The organism is Methylobacterium sp. C33D (assembly GCF_053345825.1).
The window spans coordinates 60,198-67,811 of record NZ_JBKFAV010000036.1; the positions used below are offsets into that span (position 1 = coordinate 60,198).

Consider the following 7,614-nt stretch of genomic DNA (forward strand, 5'->3'; position numbering starts at 1 on the left):
CGTGGGGGCGCTCGGCAGGTCCGAAGCCGGCAGCCGCGATAGGCGAGCAGACCGGCAGGGAAGTGCCGAATGCGGGACGGACGCCGTGTGACCTTGGGAAGGAATGAGAAAATGATGAAGAACTGGCTCGCGGCCGGCACGGTCGCGCTCACGGTCGGCATGGCCTCGACGATCGCGCAGGCGCAGACCACGACGGTTCCCGGCGAGCAGGTCGGCCTCGCGGTCGGCGCGCCGCTGCCGGAAGGCCTCTACGCCATCAACACGTTCACCTACCGCCGCACCGACGGCCGGAACGATCCCGACACGGCCGTCAACATCCCGGTCCTGGTCTGGTCGACCCCGTTCGTGCCGTTCGGCGGCCGCGTCGAGCTGCTCGTGGCGCCCCCGACCGTGTTCGCCTTCACCCGCAACCCGGCCGGCGTGCGCAACAAGGACATCTCGATCAACGTCGGCACCTTCGTCGGCGGCATCTGGGCCTTCGACCTCGGCAACAACTTCGGTGTCAGCTTGCTCGGCGGCGCCTACCTGAACGATCTGAACGGCGACCGCGGCTCGATCATCACGCCCACCGGCGCGACGGCCACCCCGGTCCTGCCGCAGCTCTCCTCCAACACCTACCGCTTCGGCATTGCCGGCAGCTACACGGGTGACGGCTGGAACATCACCGCCAACCTGACCGCCAACATCTACGACTCGCCCGGCCGCTTCCCCGGCCAGGTCGGCGCCGCCATCGGCCCGATCCGCCTGTCGGACGCCCTGAACTTCGACCTCACGGCGACCAAGAAGTTCGGCAACTTCGAGATCGGCCCGGTCGCCTACGGCACCTACAACTTCGACATCAGCCAGGCCAGCGCGGCGGCCGGCAACCGCGGCCGCTTCGCCATCGGCGGCCTCATCGGCTACGACTTCAAGATCTTCACCGTCCAGGCCTACGTCGCCCGCGACGTCGTGACCGGCGCGCAGTACACCACTGCCTTCGGCCGCACCCGCAGCGACTACTCCACCGACGGCTGGATCCGGTTCATCGTGCCGCTCTACTCGCCGGCCCCGGCCGCCGCTCCGATCCCGGCGCCGCTGGTTCGCAAGTACTGAGACCCTCCCGGGACACCGGGCTCCCCGCCGCCGCGCGGCGGGGGCTCCCGGATCCCCGACAGGCCGTCCTCCGGGACGGCGCGCCGCCCGGCTCCGCCGGGCGGTTTTTCGTTGCGCCGGCCCCGCCGCGCGCGGGCCCGTGCCACGGGTCGCAGCCGGCCGCGGGTGACGCGGGCGGCGCGGACATCCTATGGTGTGCCGATGGCGCGCCTCCGGGGCCGAACCGGGGCGCAGGCGGACGAGCCGAAGGAATGTCATGGCGACGCAGGGCGAGTGGAAGATCCCCGCGCAGGCCCAGCCCAGGCCCGCGGATTACGGCTACGACCTCGACCGGGCGCTCTCCGCCGTCCTGGCCCTGTCGGCGCGGATCCCGGACAGCGCGTTCACGGCCGAGACGCTCGGCACCGAGCGCGCCGGCAACGGCGTGGTGATCCGCGAGGACGGGCTGGTGCTCACCATCGGCTACCTCGTCACCGAGGCCGAGAGCGTCTGGCTCACCACCCGGGACGGCCGCTCGGTGCCCGGCCACGTCCTCGGCTTCGACGCCGCCACGGGCTTCGGCCTGGTCCAGGCGCTCGGCGATCTCGGCGTGCCGGCCCTCCCGCTCGGCCGCTCGGCCGGGCTGAAGACCGGCGACCGGGCCGTGCTGGCCGGGGCGGGCGGGCGCCAGCGCTGCGTCGCCGTCGAGGTCGTGGCCCGGCAGGAATTCGCCGGCTACTGGGAGTACGTCCTCGACGAGGCCCTGTTCACCGCCCCCGCGCACCCGCACTGGGGCGGCACCGCCCTGATCGGTCCCCAGGGCGACCTGCTCGGCATCGGCTCGCTGCAGCTGCAGCAGGGCGGCGCCGGCGCGGCGCGGCCGATCAACATGGTCGTGCCCATCGACCTGCTGACGCCGATCCTCGAGGACCTCGCCACGCGCGGGCGCGCCGACCGTCCGCCGCGCCCCTGGCTCGGCCTCTACGCCACCGAGAGCGAGGAGGGCATCGTCGTGATGGGCCTCGCCGATAACGGCCCGGCCGAGACCGGCGGCCTCCAGGCCGGCGACGTGATCGAGGCGGTGGCCGGCGAGCCGGTGGCCGATCTCGCCGCCCTGTTCCGCAGCGTCTGGGCCCTCGGCGAGGCCGGGGTGCGGGTCCCCCTGACGATCCGCCGCGAGGGACGCGGCGTGAAGCTCGCCCTCGTCTCGGGGGATCGGGAGCGGTTCCTGCGCACGCCCTCGCTGCACTGAGCCCGCCGCACCGGGGCGGCGGCGCGCAACCCTCGGTGCGCAACCCTCTGCGCGCGACCCGGGCGCGGTGAGCGGCGTGGCCGCGGGTGCCGTCGCGGGCCTGTACCGGACACAACCTGCGGCTCAGCGACGGTTCAGGTGGCGGGACCGAATCTGCAACCACCGGCTCCCGATCCGCCGGAAGCGTTGAGGAGATCCAGTCATGACGATTCTGAGCGCGCCGCGCGCGAAGGCGCTCGTGATGGCCGCCGCGGTCGCGGGCGGCCTCGGGCTCGCCGGGTCCGCCGAGGCGGCCGGGGGCTGCGGCCCCGGCTTCCATCCCAATCCCTGGGGCATCTGCCGGCCGAACTGGGGCCCCCGGCCCTACGGCTACTGGCGGCGCCCGATCTACTACGGCGGGTACGGCAGCTATTACCGGCCGCGCCCCCTCTACCGGCCCTACGGCTTCTACGGGCCGCGCCCGTTCTACTGAGCGCCGCCCGAGGCGCTCGCGACGGCACGAAGGGCGCCCCGCCGACCGGCGGGGCGCCCTTCGCGCGTGCGGGACGCCCGCGCGGGTCTGAGCGCACCTCCGCGCCCCTCTGCGCGAAGGCCTGCATGCGCACAAAGAATGACCATCCGGAAACCTTGCCGGTTTCTTAAGCCGCTCATGCAATTTATGCAGGTCTGATGCTTGACCTTACGACTCCTGCTGCGCTGCGGCGGGATTATATGTGCGTTGCACCAACAAGAGGCAGCGATGCGCAATGGGGCGCCATCGTCTGCCCGAACAGAGGTCACAGCACACCATGTCCGCCGCCCGTAGCGTCCTGAGCCGCGTCCGCGCCTATCTCCGGTACCGCGACACCGTCTCGCAGCTGTCCCGCCTGTCGGACCGCGATCTCGCCGATCTCGGCATCAACCGCAGCGAGATCCGCGGCGTCGCCCGCGTCTGATCCCAGCGCCCGAGTCGCGGCGCTCGAGTCCCAGCGCCCGAGACGACCGTCTCGAAGGACCGCCGCCCGTTGATCCGGACGGCGGTCCTTCGCTATTCTCAGACATGACACAGACCATCCACATCGTCGGCGGCGGTCTCGCCGGATCCGAGGCCGCCTGGCAGGTGGCCGAAGCCGGGCACCGCGCCGTGATCCACGAGATGCGCCCGGTGCGGGGCACGGAGGCGCACCGGACGGACGGGCTGGCCGAGCTCGTCTGCTCGAACTCCTTCCGGTCGGACGACCCCGAGGGCAACGCCGTCGGGCTGCTGCACCAGGAGATGCGCACCCTCGGCTCGCTGATCATGCGGTCGGCCGACGCCAATCAGGTGCCGGCGGGCGGGGCGCTGGCGGTCGACCGCGAGGGCTTCTCCGCCGCGGTGACCCGCGCCCTGGAGCAGCACCCGAACGTCACCCTCGTCCGCGGGGAGGTCGAGGGCCTGCCGCCGGAGGAATGGGGCCCCTGCATCGTCGCCACCGGCCCGCTCACCGCTCCGGCGCTGGCCGAGGGCATCCGCGGGCTCACCGGGGCCGAGTCGCTGGCCTTCTTCGACGCGATCGCGCCGATCGTCCACCGCGACTCGATCGACATGGACGTGGCGTGGTTCCAGTCCCGCTACGACAAGCCGGGACCCGGCGGCACGGGCGCGGACTACCTCAACTGCCCGATGACCCGGGCGCAGTACGACACCTTCGTGGCCGCCCTCGTGGCGGGCGAGAAGATCGGCTTCAAGCAGTGGGAGGGCACGCCCTACTTCGACGGCTGCCTGCCCGTCGAGGTCATGGCCGAGCGCGGCCCCGAGACCCTGCGCCACGGGCCGATGAAGCCCGTCGGCCTCACCAACCCCCGCGACCCGCTGGTCAAGCCCTGCGCGATCGTGCAGCTGCGCCAGGACAACGCGCTGGGCACCCTGTACAACATGGTCGGCTTCCAGACGAAGCTGACCTATGCCGAGCAGGTGCGGGTCTTCCGCATGATCCCCGGCCTGGAGCGGGCCGAGTTCGCCCGCCTCGGGGGCCTGCACCGCAACACCTATCTCGACAGCCCGCGCCTCCTCGACGCCACCCTCCGGCTGAGGGCCCGGCCCGCCTTGCGCTTCGCCGGCCAGATCACGGGCTGCGAGGGCTACGTGGAGAGCGCCGCGGTCGGGCTGATGGCCGGCCGCTTCGCCGTCGCGGAGGCGGCCGGCGGCGCGCTCGCCCCCCTGCCCCAGAGCACGGCCCTCGGCGCCCTCATCGCCCACATCACCGGCGGCCACCTGATGGCGGACGGCGAGGCCAACGCCCCGCGCTCGTTCCAGCCGATGAACGTCAATTTCGGCCTGTTCCCGCCGCTCGAGCGGGCCCCCCGCAACGAGACCGGCCGGCGCCTGCGCGGGCCCGAGAAGGCGGCGCTGAAGAAGCGCGCGCTCACCGACCGGGCCCGGGCCGATCTCGCTCTCTGGTTGGAGGGCGCGCGGGACGGTGCGGCGAGACCTGCGGCTGCGGAATAGCTGGCCGCACGGGGCTTGCACCGCCCGAGGCCTCATCATCCTGGGCGCACCATGACCGCGATCGACACCCGAGCCTTCCTGGCCGACCTGTACGAGCTGCGCGAGATCGGCCGGTTCCGCTCCGGCGTCCACCGGCCGACCTTCTCGGCCGCGGACATGGAATCCCGCCGCTGGCTGATGGCCCGGCTCGAGGCCTGCGGCCTGGAGGCCTCCATCGACGGGATCGGCAACGTGCTGGGGCGCCACCGCGGCCCCGGCCCGCACCTGCTGGTCGGCAGCCACATCGAGACGCAGAACGAGGCCGGCTGGCTCGACGGCGCGCTGGGCGTCGTGGCCGGGGTCGCGCTGGCCCGCGCCGGTCTGCCCGTCGACGTCGTCGCCTTCGCCGACGAGGAGGGGCACTTCTCCGGGGGCTTCCTGGGCAGCCGCTCGGCGATCGGCGACCTGACCGAGGCCGAGATCGACGAGGCCCGCAACCGCACCGACGGCACGCCGCTGCGCGCGGCGCTCGCGGGTGCCGGCCTCGCCGGCCTGCCCCGGACGCGGCTCGACCCGGAGCGCTACCGCGGCTTCCTGGAGATGCATATCGAGCAGGGCACGCAGCTCGAATCCGCCGGCCTGCACCTCGGCGTGGTGAGCGGCATCGTGGCGATCTGGCAATTCCGGATCGATTTCGCCGGCAACCAGGACCACGCCGGCGGCACCACCATGGCGGAGCGCCGGGACGCGGGGCTCTCGGCGGTGCGGCTGCTGGCGGCGATCGACCGGGAATTCCCGAAGGTCTGCGGCCAGCGCAGCACCTGGACGACGGGGCGGATCACCCTGGATCCCGGCGGCTTCAGCATCATCCCGGGCCGGGCCGAGGTGTACTTCCAGTTCCGCGACGTGGCGATGCCCGTGCTGGAGCGGATGGAGGCCTGCCTGGAGGCGCTGGTGCGGGACTCGAACCGGCGCGAGCGCTGCCCGGCCACTCTGACGGCCCTGGCGAAGGCGATCCCCGCCCCCTGCGACCCGGCCCTGATGCGCGCCCTCTCGGAGGCGGCCGAGAGCGTCTGCCCCGGAGGGTGGCAGGTGATGCCGTCGGGCGCCGGGCACGACGCCCAGAACGTCGCCCGGATCCTGCCGGCCGCGATGCTGTTCGTGCCCTCGATCGGCGGCATCAGCCACCACTGGGCGGAGGATACCAGCGACGCCGACCTCGCCCTCGGCGTGCGGGCCCTCGGCGACGCGGCGGCGCGGGTGCTGGCGGGCTGAGCGCGCCGCCGCGGACGCCCGGCGCGCTCCGGCGGGCCCCCGGCCTCAGGCGCTTGACCTCAGGCGCTTGACCTCAGGCGCTTGGCACCAGCGACTGGATCGAGATCCGCTCAGGCCGGTATTCCTGCATGCCCCCGGCGATCCGCTCCTCGACGGCGTCGATGAACGTCTCCGGGTCGGTGATCGAGCACTGGCGCAGGTCCCAGAAGGCGTAGCGCCACCATTGCACCTTCAGGTAGCGCTCGATCAGCGCGTCCGGGAAGCGCATCTTCACGATCCGGGCGGGGCTGCCGGCCACGATCGCGTAGGGCGGCACGTCCTTGGTCACCACCGCCATGGCGCCGATCACCGCCCCGTCGCCGATCGTGATGTCGGGCATCAGGAAGGCGCCGTGGCCGATATAGACGTCGTTGCCGATGCGCACGCGCTTGGGCCAGAGATACGGGCCGGAGATCTCGTAATCCTCCGCCCGCGGGTCGAGGCGGTCGAACACGGCCGAGTGGTGCGTGTAGAACAGCGGCGAGGTCGAGCCGCACTGGACCGGGTGGCTGCCGCGCCCGACCTGGACGCTCTCGCCGATCGAGCAGTAGCGGGCGATGTCGGCTCCGAAATAGTAGCCGCTGACCGCGTACGAGAACGCCCCCATGGTGAGGCAGTAATCGACGCCCATCCACTTGATGCTGCACGGCGGCTCGAAGACGCAATCCTCCGGCAGGCCGAACGGGGCCGGGTGCAGCACCGAGATGCCGCGGCGCAGCATCTCCTGCTTCATGTCCTCGTTGACGGAGATCATGCGGCGTCCTCGTCGCTGGGGTGTCGGGTCCCGGCCGGCGCCGGGTCCAGGCCGTAATAGTCGCCCATCAGGTCGCCATATTCGGCCGCCCGGATCGGCACGGTGAGCCGGCCCGCGGCCGAGACGTCGATGGCGAGCAGGCGGTCGTTGAAGGCAGCCGGATCGGCGGCGAGGGCGCCGGGGAGCAGGTGCCCGTTCGGGTAGGCGCGCAGCCGCTCGGCCGGCGCGCCGAGGTCGAAGGCCGCCACCGGCAGGCCGGTGCGCAGGGCCAGGGTCAGCGCGTACGAGTAGGTCTCGGGCCAGATCGCCGGCAGCAGCACGAGGTCGGCCGAGAGCCGCCAGACCAGGTCCAGGGCCTCGTGGTCGCCGGAATAGCGCCCGGTCTGGGCGACCCCGACGCCCTCCAGGCCGATCGCCAGCGCCGGGTCCGAGTAGCCCACGATCGCGAAGCGCAGCGGCAGGTCCCGGTCCTGCGCGTCGGTGGCCAGCGCCTGAAGGAACAGGCCGCCCTTCGTGGCGCTGATCGCGCCGAGCACGGCGACGCGGCGGATTCGGCCGGGCCGCTGCAGGGCGGTCGCGCGCACCGACCGCTCCGGCTCGACGTGCGGCCGCACCGTGACCGACAGATCCGGGTAGACCGTCCGGATCCGGGCCGCCGTGTCGGAGGACGGCGCGAACACCCGCGCGGCGCCCGCCAGGAACGCCCCGAACGCCGCCCGCCGCTCGCCCGGATCCGGCTCCTCGAACCCGTCCGCGTCCACCGCCAGGCACGACCGG

General features: G+C 73.0%; 8 protein-coding genes. 6 read left to right on the plus strand and 2 right to left on the minus strand.

Annotation, left to right across the window (positions count from 1 at the left end; all coding sequences use genetic code 11):
- The first annotated feature begins 111 nt into the window (after window positions 1-111).
- The 6 genes from ACLBXO_RS24420 (at window position 112) to ACLBXO_RS24445 (ending at window position 6,044) form a co-directional block, all read left to right on the plus strand.
- Window positions 112-1,092 carry a transporter gene (locus ACLBXO_RS24420; RefSeq protein ID WP_447686986.1) on the plus strand — a complete coding sequence of 327 codons (981 nt, stop codon included), beginning with the start codon at window positions 112-114 and terminating at the stop codon, window positions 1,090-1,092.
- A gap of 256 nt (window positions 1,093-1,348) precedes the next feature.
- Entirely contained in the window at window positions 1,349-2,323 is a 975-nt protein-coding gene (locus ACLBXO_RS24425; protein ID WP_447686987.1) for a S1C family serine protease, read from the plus strand.
- A 202-nt stretch (window positions 2,324-2,525) separates the two neighbouring features.
- Entirely contained in the window at window positions 2,526-2,795 is a 270-nt protein-coding gene (locus ACLBXO_RS24430) for a GCG_CRPN prefix-to-repeats domain-containing protein (RefSeq protein ID WP_447686988.1), read from the plus strand.
- Window positions 2,796-3,111: 316 nt separating this feature from the next.
- Window positions 3,112-3,258: a DUF1127 domain-containing protein gene (locus tag ACLBXO_RS24435; protein ID WP_012318555.1), complete on the plus strand. Its 147-nt coding sequence runs from the start codon at window positions 3,112-3,114 to the stop codon at window positions 3,256-3,258.
- Between the two features lie 104 nt (window positions 3,259-3,362).
- Window positions 3,363-4,790, plus strand: coding sequence for a methylenetetrahydrofolate--tRNA-(uracil(54)-C(5))-methyltransferase (FADH(2)-oxidizing) TrmFO (trmFO, locus tag ACLBXO_RS24440; protein ID WP_447686989.1), 1,428 nt, complete (start codon window positions 3,363-3,365; stop codon window positions 4,788-4,790).
- A gap of 51 nt (window positions 4,791-4,841) precedes the next feature.
- Window positions 4,842-6,044, plus strand: a complete 1,203-nt coding sequence (locus tag ACLBXO_RS24445; RefSeq protein ID WP_447686990.1) for a hydantoinase/carbamoylase family amidase — start codon at window positions 4,842-4,844, stop codon at window positions 6,042-6,044.
- A gap of 73 nt (window positions 6,045-6,117) precedes the next feature.
- Here the strand turns inward: ACLBXO_RS24445 and ACLBXO_RS24450 are convergent, their stop codons facing one another.
- Together ACLBXO_RS24450 and ACLBXO_RS24455 are read right to left on the minus strand one after the other, a co-directional pair.
- Complete coding sequence (locus tag ACLBXO_RS24450; protein ID WP_331318809.1) at window positions 6,118-6,837, minus strand: CatB-related O-acetyltransferase; 720 nt, start codon at window positions 6,835-6,837, stop codon at window positions 6,118-6,120.
- Window positions 6,834-7,614 (minus strand): glycosyltransferase (locus ACLBXO_RS24455; protein WP_447686991.1); only part of this gene is annotated, 781 nt, incomplete at its 5' end. The genes ACLBXO_RS24455 and ACLBXO_RS24450, both read right to left, overlap by 4 nt.

What these genes read in the sequence shown, in the direction of transcription:
- ACLBXO_RS24420 (WP_447686986.1), top strand. Translation starts at nt 112, where the DNA reads ATGATGAAGAACTGGCTCGCGGCCGGCACGGTCGCGCTCACGGTCGGC.
- ACLBXO_RS24425 (WP_447686987.1), top strand. Translation starts at nt 1,349, where the DNA reads ATGGCGACGCAGGGCGAGTGGAAGATCCCCGCGCAGGCCCAGCCCAGG.
- ACLBXO_RS24430 (WP_447686988.1), top strand. Translation starts at nt 2,526, where the DNA reads ATGACGATTCTGAGCGCGCCGCGCGCGAAGGCGCTCGTGATGGCCGCC.
- ACLBXO_RS24435 (WP_012318555.1), top strand. Translation starts at nt 3,112, where the DNA reads ATGTCCGCCGCCCGTAGCGTCCTGAGCCGCGTCCGCGCCTATCTCCGG.
- trmFO (WP_447686989.1), top strand. Translation starts at nt 3,363, where the DNA reads ATGACACAGACCATCCACATCGTCGGCGGCGGTCTCGCCGGATCCGAG.
- ACLBXO_RS24445 (WP_447686990.1), top strand. Translation starts at nt 4,842, where the DNA reads ATGACCGCGATCGACACCCGAGCCTTCCTGGCCGACCTGTACGAGCTG.
- ACLBXO_RS24450 (WP_331318809.1), bottom strand. Translation starts at nt 6,837, where the DNA reads ATGATCTCCGTCAACGAGGACATGAAGCAGGAGATGCTGCGCCGCGGC.